Raw genomic sequence first — 18,578 nt, forward strand, 5'->3', positions numbered from 1 at the left:
GGAGGACAACACGGTGGCCGGCGACAAGCAAGCGGAGACCACGGCGGTGCCGGCGGAGGCCCGCGAGAAGCACGCGCAGCTGGCGGAGCAGATCGAGGAGCACCGCTTCCGGTACTACGTGAAGGACGCCCCCGTCGTCAGCGACGCGGAGTTCGACGGGCTGCTGAAGACTCTGGAGGCCCTGGAGGAGGAGTATCCGGAGCTGCGCACCCCGGACTCGCCGACCCAGAAGGTCGCGGGGTCCTACGCGACCGAGTTCACGGCGGTCGAGCACCGTCAGCGCATGCTGTCGCTCGACAACACCTTCAACGACGACGAGCTGGCCGCCTGGGCCGACCGCATCGCGCGGGAACTGGGCGAGCAGGAGTACCACTTCCTGTGCGAGCTGAAGGTCGACGGTCTCGCGGTCAACCTGACGTACGAGAACGGCCGGCTCACCCGCGCGGCGACGCGCGGTGACGGCCGCACCGGCGAGGACATCACGCCGAACGTGCGCACGATCGCGGAGATCCCGGACCGGCTGCACGGTGACGAGGTCCCCGGCCTGGTGGAGATCCGCGGCGAGGTCTACTTCCCGATGGAGAAGTTCCTCGAACTCAACGAACGCCTGGTCGCGGCGGGAGACAAGCCTTTCGCCAACCCCCGTAACGCCGCCGCGGGTTCGCTGCGCCAGAAGGACCCGCGGGTCACCGCCACCCGGCCGCTGCACATGGTCGTCCACGGCATCGGCGCCCTGGAGGGCTTCACGGGCATGACCCGCCTCTCCCAGGCGTACGAGCTGCTGGGGAGCTGGGGCCTGCCCACCTCGCCGCACAACCGCGTGGTCGACGGCCTCGACGGGGCACGGGAGTTCATCGCCCACTACGGCGAGAACCGGCACTCCGTCGAGCACGAGATCGACGGTGTCGTCGTCAAGCTGGACGAGATCCGTCTCCAGGGCCGCCTCGGCTCCACCGCGCGCGCGCCGCGCTGGGCGATCGCCTACAAGTACGCGCCGGAAGAGGTCAACACCAAGCTCATCGACATCAAGGTGGGCGTCGGCCGGACCGGCCGGGTCACGCCGTACGCGCAGGTCGAGCCGGTCACGGTGGCGGGCAGCGAGGTCGAGTTCGCCACCCTGCACAACCAGGAGGTCGTCAAGGCCAAGGGCGTGCTCATCGGGGACACCGTGGTCATCCGCAAGGCCGGTGACGTCATCCCGGAGATCCTCGGCCCGGTGGTGGACCTGCGGGACGGCGGCGAGCGGGAGTTCGTGATGCCGGGCGAGTGCCCCGAGTGCGGGACGCCGCTGCGGCCCATGAAGGAGGGCGACATCGACCTCCGCTGCCCCAACGGCCGTACCTGCCCGGCCCAGTTGCGCGAGCGCGTCTCCTACCTCGCGGGGCGGGAGTGCCTGGACATCGAGCACTTCGGGGCGGTCGCCGCCGCCGCGCTGACCCGCCCGCTGGAGCCGGCCGACCCGCCGCTGGTGGACGAGGGCGACCTGTTCGACCTGACGGTGGAGAAGCTGCTGCCGATCAAGGCCTACGTCCTCGACCCCGACAGCGGTCTGCCCAAGCGCGACCCGAGGACGGGCGAGGAGAAGGTCGTCACCGTCTTCGCCAATCAGAAGGGCGAGCCGAAGAAGAACACCCTCGCCCTGCTGGAGAACATCGAGGCGGCCAAGCGGCGTCCGCTGGCCCGGTTCCTCAACGGGCTGTCCATCCGGCACGTGGGACCGGTGGCGGCCCAGGCGCTGGCCCGTGAGTTCCGTTCCGTCGACCGCATCGAGCAGGCCACCGAGGAGGAGCTGGCGGCCACCGACGGCGTCGGCCCGATCATCGCCGCAGCGCTCAAGGAGTGGTTCGCCGAGGACTGGCACCGCGAGATCGTCCGCAAGTGGAAGGCCGCCGGGGTCCCCCTGGAGGAGGAGTCCACCGGCGACGACGAGGGCCCGCGCCCGCTGGAGGGGCTCACCGTCGTCGTGACCGGCACCCTGGAGCACTACACCCGGGACGGCGCCAAGGAGGCCCTGCAGAGCAGAGGCGCCAAGGTGACCGGTTCGGTCTCCAAGAAGACGTCGTTCGTCGTGGTGGGTGACAACCCCGGATCGAAGTACGACAAGGCCATGCAGCTGAAGGTTCCCGTTCTGAACGAGGACGGTTTCGGCGTCCTGTTGGAGCAGGGCCCCGAAGCGGCGGCGGAAGTCGCGCTTCCGACCGAGGAGTAGCGGTTGAAGGCCACCCGTTCGGCGCATATCAGTTGCATACGGGTGGCCCGGGCGCATTCGGGCAACCACCGACGACCGGTGCCCGTGGAAGCCTTCTGCGGCCTACTGTTGAGATGTGCGCCTGCCGTGCCCAGCTGCGGTCGGGGCATCCCCCTGCCCGGCAAGGGCGCGGGAAAGGTTTCTTCGACGCGGAGCCGCTGATGGTTGTCGGGCATCGGACCGCGTGGCGTGGGCACCGCCGGCTGTGAGAGGGACGGGAATGGAACCGACCGAGAGCGTCGCCCCGGACTCACGGCTGCGTCTGCGCCGCCGCGCGAGCGCGTGGCGGGGGAACCGGTGGACGGGCCGGGGTGGCCGGCGGACGGCCGGCCGGCCGCGCCCGGCCGGGCCGGGCGCCGCCGAACCGCACACCCCCATACCCCTGGCCATCGAGTCCGCTCCCGGCCTGACCGGTGCCGACCACGAACGGCACCCGTCCTGGCCCGCGCTGCCCGCGGCCGTCGTGGCCGCCGCCGCGCTCGTCCTCGGCGCCGGCTTCTACCACGCCTTCACCGGCGGCCACGCCCTCTTCCCGGGCGCCACGGTCGGCTGGTCGCTGGCCCTGCTCACCGGCGTCATCGTGGGCCACCTCGTCATGCTGGGCCGCGCCCGGTGGTCGGGCGGCACCGGTTCCGGCGCCGCCCTCACCCTCGCCGTGCTGCTGCTGTACGGCTGGGTGCCGGCCGGCATGGTCAGCCTCGCCGTCGTCGTCCTCGTCGGCATCGCCCGGCGGCACCGCTGGCGCCAGGGCGTGCTGCACGGCGCGGTGGACGTCCTCGGCATCGGCGTCGGCGCCCTGCTGCTCGGCGCGTTCGGCCGGGTGCCGAGCGTCGAGACGCCCTGGCGGCCCGGCAGCTGGAGCGGCACCACCGCCCCCGAGGTCGTCCTCGTCGCGGTCGCCTACCTCGCCGTCAGCCGCGGCCTGCTCTGGTACCTGCACGCCCCGCGCGGCGGCGGCGTGCCCACCATCGCCCGGACCGCCCTGGTGAGGCAGGGCCTGGTCGCCGTCGCGCTGCTCGGCATCGCGCCCCTGCTGTGCGTCGTCGCCGACGCCCAGCCGGTCCTGCTCCCGCTGTTCGCGATCCCGCTCATCGCCCTCGACTCCACCCTGTGGATGGCCCGGGCCCGCGCCGAGGAGCAGCTGCGCGACCCGCTGACCGGGCTGCCCAACCGCCAGTGGCTGCTGGACCGGATCTGGACCGCCCTGGACGACGCCGAACGCATCGGCGCCCGCGCCGCCCTCATGCTGATCGACCTCGACCGGTTCCGGTCGGTGAACGACACCCTCGGTCATCTCGCCGGTGACCGGCTGCTGCTCCAGATCGCCGACCGGCTGCGGCTCGCCCTGCCGCGCGGAGCGGAGGCGGCCCGGCTCGGCGGTGACGAGTTCGCCGTCTTACTTCCCGTCGCCGACTCCACGACCTCCGCCACCCGGATCGCCCGTGGCCTCGTCGGCGCCCTCAGCTCCCCGCTCGACCTGGACGGGCTCACCCTCGTCCTGGAGGCCAGCGCCGGAGTCGCCGTCTTCCCCGACCACGCCCTGGACGCCGAAGGACTGCTGCGGCGGGCCGATGTGGCGATGTACCAGGCGAAGCGGGACCGTACGGGTGTCGAGGTGTACGAGTCCAAGCGGGACTCCAACACCCCGGACCGCCTCGGCCTGCTGGGCGACCTGCGCCGCGCCCTGGACGCGCACGAGGTGCAGCTGCACTACCAGCCCAAGGTCCGCTTCGACGGACAGGTGGCCGGCCTGGAGGCGCTGGTCCGCTGGGTGCATCCCGAGCGCGGGAAGGTTCCGCCGGACGAGTTCATAGCGATCGCCGAGTCCTCGGGGCTGATGCCCCATCTGACCGAGTACGTCCTGGACACCGCGCTCGCGCAGGTCGCCCGCTGGCGGGCCCAGGGCCTGCGGGTCCCGGTCGCGGTCAACGTCTCCCCGCGCGACGTCCACACCCCCGGTTTCGCGGGCTCCGTCGCCGCGCGGCTGGCCCGGCACGGGGTGCCCGCCGGGGCACTCCAGCTGGAGATAACGGAACACGTCCTGCTGGAGGACCCGCAGCGGGCCGCCGACACCCTCGCCGGACTCGCCGGACACGGCGTGAAGATGTCCCTGGACGACTTCGGCACCGGGTACTCCTCCCTGGTCCATCTGCGGCGGCTGCCGGTCAGCGAGCTGAAGATCGACCGCTCCTTCGTGGCCCGGCTGGCCGTCGACAACGAGGACGCGGAGATCGTCCGCTGCACCGTCGACCTCGCGCATTCGCTGGGCCTCCTGGTCGTCGCCGAGGGCGTGGAGGACGACGAGACCTGGGAGCGGCTGCGGGACCTGGGCTGCGACGCCGTCCAGGGCTGGCTGGTCGCCGCGGCGATGCCGGCGGAGGAGGCGACGGCGTGGCTGCTGGCGCGGGGGTCGCGCGGCTGGCAGCGACCGCGGGCCGCACTCCCGGCCGGCGACTAGCACCCGCGCGGAGCAGCCCCGGCCATGCGGCACCGCTCGTGCGGCGTCGCCTCTCCTGCGACGCCTCTCCCGTATCGCTTCGCCGGCGGTGCTACGCCGGCCGGTCCGGTCCACGGCCCGCGTGGTACCCGTCCTCATGCGGAACGGTCTGCGGACCGCTCCGCCGGGTTCGGCCACAGCCAGGGGCAACCATGTCACTGTTCGTACCGGAGTTCGACGACACCGTGCCGGCCCGGGACGCGGAGGCCGAGGTGGTCGGCCGGGCGCCGGCCGGCATCGAGCTGCCGGCCGACAGCAGCGCCCGCCCGCACGTGCACCGGCCGCACGCCTTCGCCGCCGCCCGCGACAACCACTTCCTGAAGAGCGGCACCCGGGACGGGCGACACCGCTGAGGACCGGGCCCGGGCAGACCGTCACGCGGGCGCGGAGCGCCGCCGAGGGCCGGCCCCCGGCAAACCGTTTCACGGGCACGGGGCCCCGCCCCATAGGATTGACCCCAAACCACACGCACTCACCCCAGAGGAACGCTGCATGCCTGGCATCACGCGCGAGGAGGTCGCCCACCTCGCCCGGCTGGCGCGTCTGGAGCTGAAGCCCGAAGAACTCGACCACTTCGCCGGCCAGCTCGACGACATCATCGGCGCGGTCGCCCGCGTCAGCGAGGTCGCCGACCAAGACGTACCGCCGACCTCGCACCCGCTCCCGCTGACCAACGTCATGCGGGCGGACGAGGTCCGTCCCTCGCTCACCCCCGCGCAGGCGCTCTCCGGCGCCCCGGCCCAGGAGCAGCAGCGTTTCAAGGTGCCGCAGATCCTGGGGGAGGACTAAACCGTCATGACGGACAGCAACATCATCAAGCTCACGGCGGCCGACACCGCCGCGAAGATCGCCTCCGGTGAGCTCACGGCCGTCCAGGTCACCGAGGCGCACCTCGCCCGCATCGAGGCCGTCGACGAGAAGGTCCACGCCTTCCTGCACGTCGACCGCGAGGGCGCCCTCGCCCAGGCCCGTGCCGTGGACGAGAAGCGGGCCCGCGGCGAGAAGCTCGGCCCGCTGGCCGGCGTTCCGCTCGCGCTCAAGGACATCTTCACCACCGAGGGCGTGCCCACGACCGTCGGCTCGAAGATCCTCGAGGGCTGGATCCCGCCGTACGACGCGACGCTCACCAAGCGCCTGAAGGACGCCGACGTCGTCATCCTCGGCAAGACCAACATGGACGAGTTCGCCATGGGGTCGTCGACGGAGAACAGCGCCTACGGTCCGACCGGCAACCCCTGGGACCTCACCAAGATCCCCGGCGGCTCCGGCGGCGGCTCCTCCGCCGCGCTCGCCTCCTTCCAGGCCCCGCTCGCCATCGGCACCGACACCGGCGGCTCCATCCGTCAGCCGGCCTCCGTCACCGGCACGGTCGGCGTCAAGCCGACCTACGGCGCGGTCTCCCGCTTCGGCATGGTCGCCTTCTCCTCCTCCCTCGACCAGGGCGGCCCCTGCGCCCGTACGGTCCTGGACGCGGCCCTGCTGCACGAGGTCATCGCCGGGCACGACCCGCTGGACTCCACCTCCATCGACGCCCCGGTCCCGCCGGTCGTCGAGGCGGCACGCAACGGCAGTGTCGCGGGCATGCGCGTCGGCGTGGTGAAGCAGTTCCGCGGCGAGGGCTACCAGACGGGCGTCATCCAGCGCTTCGACGAGTCCGTGGAGCTGCTGAAGGAACTGGGCGCCGAGATCGTCGAGCTGGACTGCCCGTCCTTCGACCTCGCCCTGTCGGCGTACTACCTGATCGCGCCGTCCGAGTGCTCGTCCAACCTCGCCCGCTTCGACGGCCTGCGCTACGGCCTGCGGACCGGCGACGACGGCACCCACTCGGCGGAGGAGGTCACCTCCCTCACCCGCGAGGCCGGCTTCGGTCCCGAGGTCAAGCGCCGCATCATGCTCGGCACGTACGCCCTCAGCTCCGGCTACTACGACGCGTACTACGGCAGCGCCCAGAAGGTCCGCACGCTGATCAAGCAGGACTTCGACAAGGCGTTCGAGCAGGTCGACGTGATCGTCTCGCCGACGACCCCGACCACCGCCTTCGCGATCGGCGAGCGCGCCGACGACCCGATGGCGATGTACCTCGCGGACCTGTGCACCATCCCGACCAACCTGGCGGGCAACGCGGCCATGTCCCTGCCCTGCGGTCTCGCCCCGGAGGACGGCCTCCCGGTGGGCCTGCAGATCATCGCCCCGGTGATGAAGGACGACCGGCTGTACAAGGTGGGTGCCGCCGTCGAGGCCGCCTTCGTGGAAAAGTGGGGGCACCCGCTGATCGAGGAGGCTCCGTCGCTGTGAGCGCACTGAACAAGGCCAAGGGCTTCAAGAAGTCGAAGTCCGGCACGTACCTGTCGATGGCCGGGACCGCGTTCGGCGCGCTCGGCGTTGCCAAGCAGATCAAGAAGGCGCGCGCCGAGCAGGACACGCTGCGGCTGATCGACGCCACCGTGTCCGCCGTCGCGATCGTCACCGGCCTCGCCATCCTCTACCGCGAGCTGAAGCGGCTGGGCGACGACGACGTCCTGCTGGGCTGAGAGGGAAGTTTTCACCGTGACCACCACGACCGACCTGGTGTCGTACGAGGACGCGCTGGCGTCGTACGACCCCGTCATGGGCCTCGAGGTCCACGTCGAACTCGGCACCAGGACCAAGATGTTCTGCGGCTGTTCGACCGAGCTGGGCGCCGAGCCCAACTCGCAGACCTGCCCCACCTGCCTCGGCCTGCCCGGCGCGCTCCCGGTCGTCAACGCGACCGGCGTCGAGTCCGCCATCAAGATCGGTCTCGCGCTCAACTGCGAGATCGCCGAATGGTGCCGCTTCGCCCGGAAGAACTACTTCTATCCGGACATGCCGAAGAACTTCCAGACCTCCCAGTACGACGAGCCGATCGCCTTCAACGGCTATCTCGACGTGCAGCTGGAGGACGGCGAGAGCTTCCGTGTGGAGATCGAGCGCGCCCACATGGAGGAGGACACCGGCAAGTCGACCCACGTCGGCGGCGCCACCGGCCGTATCCACGGCGCGTCCCACTCCCTGCTGGACTACAACCGCGCCGGCATCCCGCTGATCGAGATCGTCACGAAGCCGATCGAGGGCGCCGGCGAGCGCGCGCCCGAGGTGGCGAAGGCGTACGTCCGCGAGCTGCGTGAGCTCATCCGGGCCCTCGGCGTGTCCGACGCCCGCATGGAGATGGGCCAGATGCGCTGCGACGTGAACCTGTCTCTGCGCCCGAACGGCACCGAGAAGTTCGGTACGCGTTCCGAGACGAAGAACGTCAACTCGCTGCGTTCCGTGGAGCGCGCCGCCCGCTTCGAGATCCAGCGGCACGCGGCCGTGCTGTCCTCGGGCGGCACGATCATCCAGGAGACCCGCCACTTCCACGAGGACACCGGGTCCACGACCTCGGGCCGCGTGAAGGAGGAGGCCGAGGACTACCGGTACTTCCCGGAGCCCGACCTCGTCCCCGTGGCGCCCTCGCGCGAGTGGGTCGAGGAGATCCGCGCGGCCCTGCCCGAGCTGCCGCTGGCCCGCCGCACCCGGCTGCTGGCCGAGTGGGGCGTCTCGGCCACCGACATGCAGGCGATCCTCAACGCCGGCGCGCTGGAGCCGATCGTGGCCACGATCGACGCCGGTGCCGACGCGGCCTCCGCCCGCAAGTGGTGGATGGGTGAACTGGCGCGCAGCGCCAACGAGTCCGGCAAGACCCTGGACGAGCTGGCGATCACCCCGCAGCAGGTGGCCCGGGTCACCGAGCTGGTCGCGAAGGGTGACCTGAACGACAAGCTGGCCCGGCAGGTCATCGAGGGCGTCCTCGCCGGTGAGGGCACCCCGGACGAGGTCGTGGACAAGCGCGGTCTGAAGGTCGTCTCCGACGAGGGCGCGCTGACCGCCGCCGTCGAGGAGGCCATCGCCGGCAACCCCGGCGTCGCGGACAAGATCCGCGGTGGCAAGGTGGCCGCGGCCGGCGCCCTGGTCGGCGCGGTCATGAAGGCCACCCGCGGCCAGGCCGACGCGGCCCGCGTCAAGGAGCTGATCCTGGAGAAGCTGGGCGTCGAGGGCTGATCCCGCGCACGGTTCGGTACGGCCCCGGAGGCATGCCCTCCGGGGCCGTACCGTCATCCGCGGCGGCCTCAAGGCCCACGCGAAGCCCCACGGCAGGGGGCGTACGGGCCGAGCAGGCCGGCCGAACGTTCCGAGCAGGCCGAGCAGGCCGAGCAGGCCGAGCAGGCCGAACGCGGGCCGAGCAGGCCGAACGCGGGCCGTAAGCAGGCCGAACAGGCTGAACAGGCACCCCGGTTCCCTCGTACGGAAGGGGGAGCCGGTCGCGGGTACTACGCTCGACCGCCATGAGCGGACGCACGAATTCCGGCACCGACCCCGAGATAGCCGAGGCGCAGGACGGGGAAGCGCAGGGCGAGGATGCGCAGGACGGGGAAGCGCAGGACGGGGAAGCGCAGGACGGGGAAGCGCAGGGCGAGGATGCGCAGGGCGAGGAAGCGCAGGACGGGGAAGCCCGGCGGGCGCGCTGGACCGCCGCCGGTGCCGGGGGCCTGCTGAGCCTGGCCGGGCTGGCGGCCGCGCTGCTCCGGCTCACCGGCTCCGCCCCGGTGCTGGTCCCCGCCGCCTACGCACTCGGCGCCGCCGTCTGCGCCCTGGCCGCGCTCCTCGGGTTCCGCGGCCGGACCCGCAGGGCCCTGTGGCTCCTGATCGCGGGCACGATGATCATGGCACTGGGCGACCAGTTCGACTGACGTGCCCCCGGAGCGGCCCGGGGCGCGAACGCCGCCCTCTCCGGCCGGCACCGGGCGTCCCGGTCGCCGGGCCGCGCATGAGAGGCTCGGCCAGGTCCCGATCGGCGAAGTGCGGAAGGAAGAGCGGCACGATGTACGCGATATCCCTGGGTGACGACGGTGCCGAACTGCGGCCCCTGGAGGTCTGGCACGCGGCGGAGCTGCTCGCCGACATCGACCGGGGACGCGAGTTCATCGGCCGGCACATCGGCCTGCCGGACGTGGTGACCGACCTGGAGTCCGCGCGCGCCTACCTCAGGTCCTACGCCGACAAGCGGGGCGCCGACGCCGGCGGCCTGCACGGGATCTGGCTCGACGGGAAGCTCGTCGGCGGCCTGCTGTTCCGTGTCTGGGACACCTCGGGCGGGGTCTGCGAGGCAGGCTGCTGGCTGGAACCGGAGGCGGCCGGGCGCGGGCTCGTCACGCGCGGTATGCGGGTGCTGTTCGACTGGGCCTTCGAGGAGCGCGGCATGCACCGCGTGGAGTGGCACGTGTCGTCGGCGAACGAGCCCAGCATCAACGTGGCCCGGCGACTCGGCATGAGCCGCGAGGGTCTGCTGCGCGAGAACTACCTGTACCGCGGGGTGCGCACCAGCACCGAGATCTGGGCGGTGCTCGCCCCCGAGTGGCGCGCGGCACGCGCGCGTACCGCACGCGACGATCGTTAAGAGAGCTCTCAGACAGCGTCCGTACGGTGCCGGGCATGGCAACGAAGACAGAGGAAGGCGCCGAGGCAGGTACCGAGGCGCGCACCGACGAGACGACGGCGCAGGCCGACGCCGCCGTCCAGGGGCGGACATCCGGGACGACGGGCGCCGAGACGCCCGAGCCCGCCACCACCGACGCGGAGGGCCGTGTCGCGGGCGACCGTGACGCGGAGATCGCGGACGCGGGGAAGGCCGGTGCGGAGCCCGCCGCGGACGCCGACGCGGTGCCCGCTGACATGGAGACCGCCGAGGAGGAGGCGCCCGAAGCCCGGGAGCCGGAAGCCGGGGCCGCCTCCGGGATCGGGCAGGGCGCCGGTGCGGTCGTGTCCGCCGCGCTCGGCCTGGTCTCGCTCAGCGGTGGCTGGATCGGCACCGTCGCCGGTGCCCGCGAGCAGCTCGTCGGCCAGCTGCGCACCTCGTCGTCGGCGAGCGTCGCCACCCAGCTCAAGGAGGTCTACGGCGACTCCTGGCACACCACCGCCCTGTGGGCCGGCCTGTTCGCACTGGGCGCGCTGATCACCGGCGTGGTCGTCCTCGTGCGCCCCGCGTTCGGCGTGCCCGGCCGCCCGCAGGCCGCCTGGACCCGCTCGGTCGCCTGGGCGGGCGTCTCGCTCGGCGTCATCGGCCTGCTCCTGGCCGTTCTCAAGTACTCCGACGCGCTGCTCGGCCTGCCCTCGGCCGGCTGAGAACCCGCAGGTCCCAGGGGCCTTAGAGAATCCGTGAGCACCTTACGGACTCTCTAAGGCCCCTTACGCGCGCGTGTGGCCCGCCGGCGGTCCGAAGATGCGGAACTCTCCCGATGTGGCCGACCCCCCTGGGAGACGAAGGTGGAGGCATCGCAGAAAGCGAAGCACCACCCCGACTCTCCCGAAGGACACACCGTGTTCGAGATCGAGTACCACCGGATGCGTTCCGCCCAGCTGATCCGCGAGGCCGCCCAGGACCGCCTGGCCCGCGATGCGGCCCGGGCCCGCCGCGCCGCCCGCCACGAGTCCCGCGACGGTGCCGAGGCCACCGAGTCGCATATCGGCCGCCCTCGCCGGCACCGGCAGCCACGCACCGCGTGACCGCCGGCCCGGCGGGCCCCGACGGACCCGCCCCCGGCGGCACCGGCACGGACAGGGCGGAAGCGGGCCGCACGGGGGTCGGCCCGCTTCCCCTCCAGGGCCGTACGACTCTCCGGCGGAGTCGTACGGCCCTTCCGTCCGTTCGTACGACCCTTCCCCTACCCGGTACGACGATCGCACCGGGGCTGTGGAAAACCGGTGCCCCCTCGTCCGGGCCTCGTGCGATGCTCGGGCTCGTGGAGACCAGGTCAGTCAGTCCCGTGTTCGTCGGCCGCACCGGCGAGTTGGAAACCCTCGACGACGCGTTCACCCGGGCCGCGGCGGGAGAGCCGCAGGCGCTGCTGCTCGGCGGCGAGGCGGGCGTCGGCAAGACCCGCCTCGTCGAGGAGTTCGTCATGGCCGCGGGCCGCCGCGAGGCGGTCGTCGCGCTCGGCGGCTGCGTGGAGATAGGCGCCGACGGGCTGCCGTTCGCCCCCTTCTCCACCGCTCTGCGGGCCCTGCGCGGAGCCCTGCCCGAGGAGTTCACCGCAGCGGCCGCCGGTCAGGAGGAGGAACTGGCCCGGCTGCTGCCCGAACTGGGCGACGCGGGCGCCGGCCGCCACGACGAGCAGGGCATGGCCCGTCTGTTCGAGCTGACCGTGCGGCTGCTGGAGCGGGTCGCCGCCGCACACCCCGTCGTGCTGGTCCTGGAGGACCTGCACTGGGCCGACGCCTCCACCCGCCACCTGCTCGCCTACCTCTTCCGCACCCTGCGCACCGGCCGCCTCCTGGTCCTCGCCAGCTACCGCTCCGACGACATCCACCGCCGCCACCCCCTGCGCCCCCTGCTCGCCGAGCTCGACCGGCTGCGCACCGTCCGCCGCATCGAGCTGGCCCGGTTCACGCGCGAGGAGGTCGGCCGCCAGATCGCCGGCATCCTGGCCGCCGAACCCGCTCCCGCCCAGGTCGACGAGATCTTCGAACGCTCCGACGGGAACGCCTTCTTCGTGGAGGAACTCGCCGTCGCGTCCCGTCAGGGCGGCTGCCCCGGCCTGACCGACTCCCTGCGCGACCTGCTCCTGGTCCGGGTCGAGGCGCTGCCCGACAGCGCCCAACGGGTCGCCCGGCTCGTCGCCGAGGGCGGCTCCACCGTCGAGTATCCGCTCATCGCGGCCGTCGCCCAGCTCTCCGAGGACGACCTCATCGAGGCGCTGCGCTCCGCCGTCGGTGCCAACATCCTCACCGTCACCGCGGCCGGCGACGGTTACCGCTTCCGGCACTCCCTGGTGCGTGAGGCCGTCGCCGACGACCTGCTGCCCGGCGAACGCTCCCGCCTCAACCGCCGCTACGCGGAGGCCCTGGAGACCGACCCCGGGCTCGTGGCGCCCGACGCACGCGTGATGCGCCTGGCCAGCTACTGGTACCACGCCCACGACGCCGCCAGGGCCCTGCCCGCTGTTCTGGACGCCTCCGTCGTGGCCCGGCGCCGGCACGCCTACACCGAACAACTCAGGCTTCTGGAACGGGCGATGGAGCTGTGGGACAGCGTCCCGCGGGAGGTGCGCGACGCACTTCGCCCGGTCGGCTTCACCGAGGTCTACCCTCCTCCACCGCCCGACGGGCGTGGAGGCACCCCCCGTGCCTGCGATCCGGCCACCGCACCCTTGCGCTACCTCGACCTGATGGCCGAGGCGGCCGTCGCGGGCCGCTTCGGCGGCGAGCGCGAACGCGCCCTGAAGATCACCAAGCGCGCCCTGCGCCTGCTGGAGGACGAGCCGGACCCGCTGCGCGCCGCCTGGTTCTGGGTGCAGCGCTCCCGGCTGGTCCAGGCCCAGGCCCGCGGTGACGGCTGGCGGGAACTGGCCACCGCCCAGGACCTCATACGGGGCCTGCCCCCTTCCGAGGTGCACGCCGAGGTGCTGGCGCTCGCCGCCAACTGGTCCATGCTGCACCGGCCGGGTGCCGAGGCCATCGCCTCGGCCGAGCAGGCCGTCGAGTACGCGCGCATGGTGGGCGCCCGGGACATCGAACTCCACGCCCGCCTCACTCTGAGCGGCCTCAAGGTGGACGCCGGCGACCCCGAGACCGGCCTCGCGCAGATGCGCCAGGTCCTGACGGACACCCTGAGCGAGGGCGTGCATCACGTCGCGGGGCGCGCCTATGTGAATTTGCCCTCGGAGATGCAGACCGTCGGCCGCGACCGGGAGGCCGTCCCGCTGCTGCGCGAGGGCATCGCCTTCGCCCGCAAGCACGGGCTGCTGGACTCCGAGGCCTGGGCCTGGGGCAACCTGTCCGACGCGCTCTACTCACTGGGCCACTGGCCCGACGCCGCCGAGGCCGCCGCGCACGCGACCCAGGTCGGCCACAGCGCCAAGCCCCGGGGCGCGGGCGCCCTGAAGCTCGCCCACATCGCCCTGGCCCGCGGTGATCTCGCCGAGGCCGGCCGGCAACTCGCCGCCGCCCGCGCCCGCTACGGCACCCACGACCCCATGCCCCAGCAGTCCCTGCCCCTGGCCCGCATAGCCCTCGGTGTCGCCGCCGCCGAGGGCCGCATCGCCGACGCCCGGGCCGAACTGCTCCAGGTCCTGGACGCCGGCTTCCCGCCCGGCACCCACCGCTACGCCTGGCCGCTGCTGCTGGCCGCCGCCACCGCAGAGGCCGACGCCCGCGACCTGCCCGCCGCCGAGCCCGGCCGCGCCGAGATCCTCGACCGCCTCGCCGGGGCCGCGAGGAGACTCACCACCGGCGTCCCGCTGTGGCAGGCCTATGACCACTGGACCCGTGCCGAACTGTGCCGCACGCAGGGCCAGGACACATCCGGCACCTGGTCGCCGGTGGTCGCCGCCTTCGAATGCCTGGACCGCCCCTACGACCTCGCCCGCACCCGCCACCGCCTCGCCGGGGCACTGCTCGCCGAGGGCGGCGACGACGAACGCGACCGCGCGGTGGAACTGCTCCGGCTGGCCGCCGCGGTCGCCGCCCACCTCGAGGCCCGCCCCCTCGCCGACTCCGTCACCCGGCTCGCCCAGCGCGCACGCCTGACCCTGTCCCATGCCCCGGGCCGGACCCCCGCCCCCGCCGACCCGGCCGCGGCGCTCGGCCTGACCAGCCGCGAGAGCGAGGTCCTGCGCCTGGTGGCGGCCGGCCGCACCAACCGCCGGATAGCCGACGAGCTGTTCATCTCCCCGAAGACCGTGAGCGTCCACGTCTCCAACATCCTCGGCAAGCTCGGCGTCTCGGGCCGGGGCGAGGCGGCGGCGGTGGCCCACCGGCTGGAACTCTTCACGGCCGAGACGCTCCCCGCCACGACGGCGGTCTGAGGCTTACGCTGGAGAGAACCGGCACAGGGGAGCAGCCGTGTTCAACGTCTTCGAGGAACTGTTCGCACCCGGGCGCAAACACACCCGGGACGAGCAGAACCGGCTGGAGCTGACCCGCGAGGACGCCGGGGACAACGACCCCGGCCGCGGACCCATCGACCTGGCGTCCGGAAAGGCGGTCGTACGGCTGCCCGGACCGCGGCGGGCCACGGCGGAGCCGCAGGGGGAAGGGAACGGCGAGCCGGAAGACCCGTGAGCGGGACGGCCGAGAGCCGCCGTGCCCGAGAGCTGCGTGCCCGTGAGCCGCCAGGCCCAGGAGCACCGTGCCCGAGAGCCGCCAGGCCCAGGAGCCGCCGTGCCCGTGAGCTGCGGGCCCGAGAGCCGCCAGGCCCGGGACAGTCGTGCCGATGAGCCGCCGTGCCCGTGAGCCGCTCTGCCCCTGAGCCCCAGAGCCCTTGAGCCGCTGTGCACGGGACGGCCGTGTCCCTGAGCCGCTGTGCCCGGGGGCGGTTGTGACCGGGGCCGCCGTGCCGGCGGTTACTTCACCTCGACTTCCAGCACCCGGTCGTCGCCCTTCTTCGGCGCCCCCCGGCCGTCCGTGTTGCTCGTCACCAGCCAGATCTTGTGGGCGCCCGCCGGGACCACCGTACGAAGGCGGCCGTACTCTCCGGTCAGGAAGGCCTGCGGGGCCGCCGACGCCTTCGTCCCGCTCAGCGGGATGCGCCACAGGCGCTGCCCCTTCAGGCCCGCCATCCAGATCACGCCGTCGACGTAGGCGATGCCGCTGGGGGAGGCGTCGTCCGTGTGCCACTGGGCTACCGGGTTGTGGAACCCGGCCTCGGCGGACTTCCCCTCGGCGGCCGGCCAGCCGTAGTCGTCGCCGGGCTTGATCGCGTTCAGTTCGTCCCAGGTGTCCTGCCCGAACTCCGAGGCGAACAACCGCTGTCTGTCGTCCCAGGTCAGTCCCTGGACGTTGCGGTGACCGTAGGAGTAGACCGGCGAGTTGGGGAACGGGTTGCCCGGAGCCGGCTCGCCCTCCGGGGTCAGCCGGAGGATCTTGCCGCCCAGGGCCTTCTTGTCCTGGGCCAGGCCCTTCCGGCCGCTCTCCCCGGTGCCCGCGTACAGCATTCCGTCCGGGCCGAACTCGATCCGGCCGCCGTTGTGGATGACGCCCTTGGGGATGCCCTTGAACACCGTGTCCGGAGCGCCCAGTTGCTCACCGGCCGGCTTCCGGTCGTCGTACAGCATGCGGACGATGCGGTTGTCCGAGGCCGAGGTGAAGTAGGCGTAGATCATGTGGTCCGAGGCGTAGTCCGGGGAGAGGGCTATGCCCAGCAGACCGCCCTCGCCCGCCGGGGAGACCCCGGAGACCGCGCCCAGCTCGGTCTTCCGGCCCGTCTTCTCGTCGATCCGGGTGATCGTCCCGTCGTCGCGGGAGGCGACCAGCAGGCCGCCGTCGGGCAGCGGGGCCAGGCCCCACGGTGACTTCAGGCCCTCGGTGACCGTGCGCAGCACCTTCACGGAGCCCTTGGCCGGCGGGGCCGACTCGGTGGCCCCGCCGGAGGGGGCGCCGCTCGCCCTGCTCCCCGGCGCGGTGCTCGCGGCGCCGTCCGGTGGCCCGTCCCCGCCGGCGGAGCAGCCGGCGGACAGCAGCAGGGCGGTCGCGGCCAGGACGGCCGACACAGCTCGACGTTGCACGATCATGGTCCTTTCGGGGCAGTGATCAAGCGCGGGTTCCACCTCTCATACACCGCTCGTCCCGTCCGGGTTCCCGATCCGCGGCGGCCGGTGGCGCGAGCCCTCAGTCCCACGATCCCAGAGCCGGCGGCAGCGCGGCCACCTCGGCCAGGTCCTGCCCGGTCAGCCGGAGCCCGGCGGCGGCCGCGTTCTGCGTGGCCCAGCGCACCTGCTTGGTGCCCGGCAGGGCGATCACGTGCCGCCCCTGGGCCAGCACCCAGGCCAGCGCCACCTGGGCCGGGGTGACGTCCTCGCCGTGGCGGCGCGCGATCCGGCGCAGGCCGGCGACGATCGGCTGGTTGGCCGCCATCATCTCGGCCGTGAACCGGGGATGGCGGGCCCGCACGTCGTCCGGCTCGAAGCCCTCGCCCGGCCGCAGCGTGCCGGTCAGGAAGCCGTTGCCCAGCGGCATCGCCGCGAGGAAGCCCACGCCCCGCTCCTCGCACCACGGCAGCAGCGTCGCGAGCGCCTCCGGCGACCACACCGAGAGCTCCGCCTGCACCGCGCTCACCGGGAACACCTGCTGCACGCGCCGCAGTTGACGCAGCGTGGTGTCGTGCAGACCTGCGCCCGAGCGGCGCCCGGCCCGGGCCCCCACCGCGCACAGGCCGAGCGCCCGTACCTTCCCCGCCCGCACCAGCTCGGCCATCGCGCCCCACGTCTCCTCCACCGGCACCTCCGGGTCGGCGCGGTGCAGCTGGTAGAGGTCGATGACGTCCGTCTGCAGGCGCCGCAGCGAGGCGTCACAGGCCCGCTTCACATACCCCGGGCGGCCGTTGGCCACGATGTGCTGCTCGCCCACGAGCAGTCCGGCCTTCGTCGACACGAAGGCGTCCGGACGCCGCTGCCGGAGCGCCCGGCCGAGCAGCAGCTCGTTGGTGAACGGGCCGTACATGTCAGCCGTGTCCAGCAGGGTCGAGCCCGCGTCCAGCGCCCGGTGCACGCATCTCAGCGACTCGTCCCCCCGCCGCCGCGATCCGCTATACGCCCAGCTCATCGGCATGCACCCGAGTCCGACGGCCCCCACCGCGAGCGCCCCCGCGCCGATCGTCCTGCGCTCCACCTGCTCGTGAACCTCCCTCTGCCCGGCCCCCAACCTAACCTCTGCGTCCGCGGCGCCTGACATAGCCTCCTGTCATGAGTGCTGACGTATGGCTTCCCATCCCGCCGGAGGAGATCGAGGGGCTGCCCGAAGGACCCCGGTACCTGTTCTGGGACGGGGGCGAGGACGGTGAGCAGGCCTTCCCCGGCGACCCCGCGCAGTGCGTCGTGTACGTGGTGCCCTACATGAAGCGGTGGCCGGTCAAGGTCCGCCCGCTGGAGCTGCTGACCGGCGTGCGGGTCATCCAGACGCTCACGGCGGGGGTCGACGACATCACCGCGCGGCTGTCGTCGATCGTGCCGGGCGTGCAGCTGTGCAACGCCCGCGGAGTGCACGAGACGAGTACCGCCGAGCTCGCGCTCACCCTGACCCTCGCCGCCCTGCGCGGCGTCCCCGGCTTCGTCCGGGCCCAGCAACAGGAGCGCTGGCAGAGCGCGTTGCATCCCTCTCTCGCGGACAAGAACGTCCTCGTCGTCGGCTACGGCGCCATCGGCGCCGCCATCGAGGACCGGCTCACGCCCTTCGAGGTGGCGCGGGTGACGCGCATCGCGCGCTCCCCGCGCACCACGGCGCGCGGGGTGGTGCACCCGATCACCGATGTGCTCTCACTGCTTCCCGACGCGGACGTCGTGATCCTGTCCACCCCGCTCACGCAGGAGACGCACGGCCTGGTGGACGCCGAGTTCCTGGCGCGGATGAAGGACGGCGCACTGCTCGTGAACGTCTCGCGCGGGCCCGTCGTCGACACCGAGGCGCTGCTCGCCGAGCTGGCGAAGGGCCGGATCACCGCGGCCCTGGACGTGACCGACCCCGAACCGCTGCCGCCGGGACACCCGCTGTGGCAGGCACCCGGCGTGCTGATCAGCCCGCACGTGGGCGGCCCGTCCTCGGCGTTCCTGCCGCGCGCAGAGCGGTTGCTCGTGGACCAGTTGACCCGATTCGTGAACCAGGAGCCCCTGCGGAACGTGATCCTCACGACGGAAGCAAACGGGCGGTAGCCCGCCTTCCGGCACCCTCCGCGACCTTTCGGACGCGGTACGTGCGCGCATCACCGCTGGTCGTCACGGAGCGTAGAGAAGCTATGTCCCTGAGTGACGATCCTGGTGTATCGTCCCGACAGGGGCTGCGCCGCCG

General features: G+C 72.9%; 16 protein-coding genes. 14 read left to right on the top strand and 2 right to left on the bottom strand.

Annotation, left to right across the window (positions count from 1 at the left end):
• The first annotated feature begins 13 nt into the window (after positions 1-13).
• From ligA to ACGFT2_RS15420, 13 genes are all read left to right on the top strand, one after another.
• A complete protein-coding gene (gene ligA, locus ACGFT2_RS15360; RefSeq protein ID WP_393277987.1) occupies positions 14-2,209 on the top strand; it encodes an NAD-dependent DNA ligase LigA in 2,196 nt (731 codons plus the stop codon).
• Between the two features lie 259 nt (positions 2,210-2,468).
• Positions 2,469-4,706, top strand: a complete 2,238-nt coding sequence (locus ACGFT2_RS15365) for a putative bifunctional diguanylate cyclase/phosphodiesterase (protein WP_393277989.1) — start codon at positions 2,469-2,471, stop codon at positions 4,704-4,706.
• A 191-nt stretch (positions 4,707-4,897) separates the two neighbouring features.
• The gene (locus tag ACGFT2_RS15370; protein WP_393277991.1) at positions 4,898-5,098 is read left to right on the top strand and encodes a hypothetical protein; all 201 of its coding nucleotides are present in this window, start codon (positions 4,898-4,900) and stop codon (positions 5,096-5,098) included.
• Positions 5,099-5,237: 139 nt separating this feature from the next.
• On the top strand, positions 5,238-5,534 hold the full coding sequence (gatC, locus tag ACGFT2_RS15375; protein ID WP_018544665.1) for an Asp-tRNA(Asn)/Glu-tRNA(Gln) amidotransferase subunit GatC: 297 nt from the start codon (positions 5,238-5,240) through the stop codon (positions 5,532-5,534).
• A 6-nt stretch (positions 5,535-5,540) separates the two neighbouring features.
• Positions 5,541-7,040 carry an Asp-tRNA(Asn)/Glu-tRNA(Gln) amidotransferase subunit GatA gene (gene gatA, locus ACGFT2_RS15380; protein ID WP_393277994.1) on the top strand — a complete coding sequence of 500 codons (1,500 nt, stop codon included), beginning with the start codon at positions 5,541-5,543 and terminating at the stop codon, positions 7,038-7,040.
• Positions 7,037-7,276 (top strand): hypothetical protein, encoded by a 240-nt coding sequence (locus ACGFT2_RS15385; protein ID WP_258780702.1) that lies wholly within the window; start codon positions 7,037-7,039, stop codon positions 7,274-7,276. The genes gatA and ACGFT2_RS15385 overlap by 4 nt, the downstream gene beginning before the upstream one ends.
• A gap of 16 nt (positions 7,277-7,292) precedes the next feature.
• Entirely contained in the window at positions 7,293-8,804 is a 1,512-nt protein-coding gene (gatB, locus tag ACGFT2_RS15390; protein WP_393277996.1) for an Asp-tRNA(Asn)/Glu-tRNA(Gln) amidotransferase subunit GatB, read from the top strand.
• A 284-nt stretch (positions 8,805-9,088) separates the two neighbouring features.
• Positions 9,089-9,493 carry a hypothetical protein gene (locus tag ACGFT2_RS15395; RefSeq protein ID WP_393277998.1) on the top strand — a complete coding sequence of 135 codons (405 nt, stop codon included), beginning with the start codon at positions 9,089-9,091 and terminating at the stop codon, positions 9,491-9,493.
• Between the two features lie 131 nt (positions 9,494-9,624).
• The gene (locus ACGFT2_RS15400) at positions 9,625-10,200 is read left to right on the top strand and encodes a GNAT family N-acetyltransferase (protein WP_393278000.1); all 576 of its coding nucleotides are present in this window, start codon (positions 9,625-9,627) and stop codon (positions 10,198-10,200) included.
• A gap of 35 nt (positions 10,201-10,235) precedes the next feature.
• Positions 10,236-10,925 carry a hypothetical protein gene (locus ACGFT2_RS15405; protein ID WP_393278002.1) on the top strand — a complete coding sequence of 230 codons (690 nt, stop codon included), beginning with the start codon at positions 10,236-10,238 and terminating at the stop codon, positions 10,923-10,925.
• A 195-nt stretch (positions 10,926-11,120) separates the two neighbouring features.
• A complete protein-coding gene (locus ACGFT2_RS15410) occupies positions 11,121-11,306 on the top strand; it encodes a hypothetical protein (RefSeq protein ID WP_393278004.1) in 186 nt (61 codons plus the stop codon).
• 224 nt (positions 11,307-11,530) lie between these two features.
• On the top strand, positions 11,531-14,605 hold the full coding sequence (locus ACGFT2_RS15415; protein WP_393278006.1) for an AAA family ATPase: 3,075 nt from the start codon (positions 11,531-11,533) through the stop codon (positions 14,603-14,605).
• A gap of 37 nt (positions 14,606-14,642) precedes the next feature.
• Positions 14,643-14,861, top strand: a complete 219-nt coding sequence (locus tag ACGFT2_RS15420; protein WP_393278008.1) for a DUF6191 domain-containing protein — start codon at positions 14,643-14,645, stop codon at positions 14,859-14,861.
• A gap of 281 nt (positions 14,862-15,142) precedes the next feature.
• Here the strand turns inward: ACGFT2_RS15420 and ACGFT2_RS15425 are convergent, their stop codons facing one another.
• Positions 15,143-16,309, bottom strand: coding sequence for a PQQ-dependent sugar dehydrogenase (locus ACGFT2_RS15425; RefSeq protein ID WP_393278010.1), 1,167 nt, complete (start codon positions 16,307-16,309; stop codon positions 15,143-15,145).
• 97 nt (positions 16,310-16,406) lie between these two features.
• Positions 16,407-17,405 carry an aldo/keto reductase gene (locus ACGFT2_RS15430; protein WP_393278012.1) on the bottom strand — a complete coding sequence of 333 codons (999 nt, stop codon included), beginning with the start codon at positions 17,403-17,405 and terminating at the stop codon, positions 16,407-16,409.
• Between the two features lie 74 nt (positions 17,406-17,479).
• Between ACGFT2_RS15430 and ACGFT2_RS15435 the strand changes: the two genes are divergently transcribed.
• Positions 17,480-18,442: a 2-hydroxyacid dehydrogenase gene (locus tag ACGFT2_RS15435; protein ID WP_393278014.1), complete on the top strand. Its 963-nt coding sequence runs from the start codon at positions 17,480-17,482 to the stop codon at positions 18,440-18,442.
• Positions 18,443-18,578 lie beyond the last annotated feature (136 nt).

Origin of the sequence: Streptomyces sp. NPDC048514, assembly GCF_043199955.1 — a bacterium.
Classification (GTDB): Bacteria; Actinomycetota; Actinomycetes; order Streptomycetales; family Streptomycetaceae; genus Streptomyces.